This window comes from Paenarthrobacter sp. 10L420 (assembly GCF_056395385.1).
On sequence record NZ_JBFTJK010000080.1, the window covers coordinates 1 to 518 of the forward strand.

Genomic DNA, 518 nt, shown 5'->3' on the forward strand with positions numbered 1-518 from the left:
GGCGTCACCAGCAGTGTCTACCTGTACCTGCCCCACGGCGCCGAGGAAGCCGAATCGGTCAACCTGATGATCTGCCTGGACGGCCTGGAGTACACCGGAGAGAAGGTTCGTGCCACCACAGTCCTGGACAACCTCGTGCACACGGGCGAGATTCCCATGACTGTGGGCCTGTTCCACAACCCGGGAGAGACCGGACCGGGCTACCCGATCTACGGTGGAAGCACCAACCGCGCTGTCGAGTACGACACCGTCAGCGAGGACTTCGCCCGCTACCTCGTGGAAGAGCTGTTTCCGATCATCCGGACCAAAGTCAGGCTCACYGACGACCCGAAGGGCCGGGTCATCTGCGGCTTCAGCTCCGGTGGCGCAGGCGCCTTCACCGCTGCCTTCCACCGCCCGGACCAGTTCGGAAACGTGATCTCTCACTGCGGCAGCTTCATCAACATTCTGGGCGCGAACAACCTCCCCAGCATGGTCCGGCGCACCCCCCGCAAGCCAATCCGCGTCTGGCACCAATC

The 518-nt window shown here is 63.6% G+C and carries 1 protein-coding gene; it reads left to right on the forward strand.

Annotation, left to right across the window (positions count from 1 at the left end; all coding sequences use genetic code 11):
• On the forward strand, positions 1-518 hold a 518-nt coding region (locus AC1DD5_RS25755; protein ID WP_477523141.1), incomplete at both ends, for an alpha/beta hydrolase.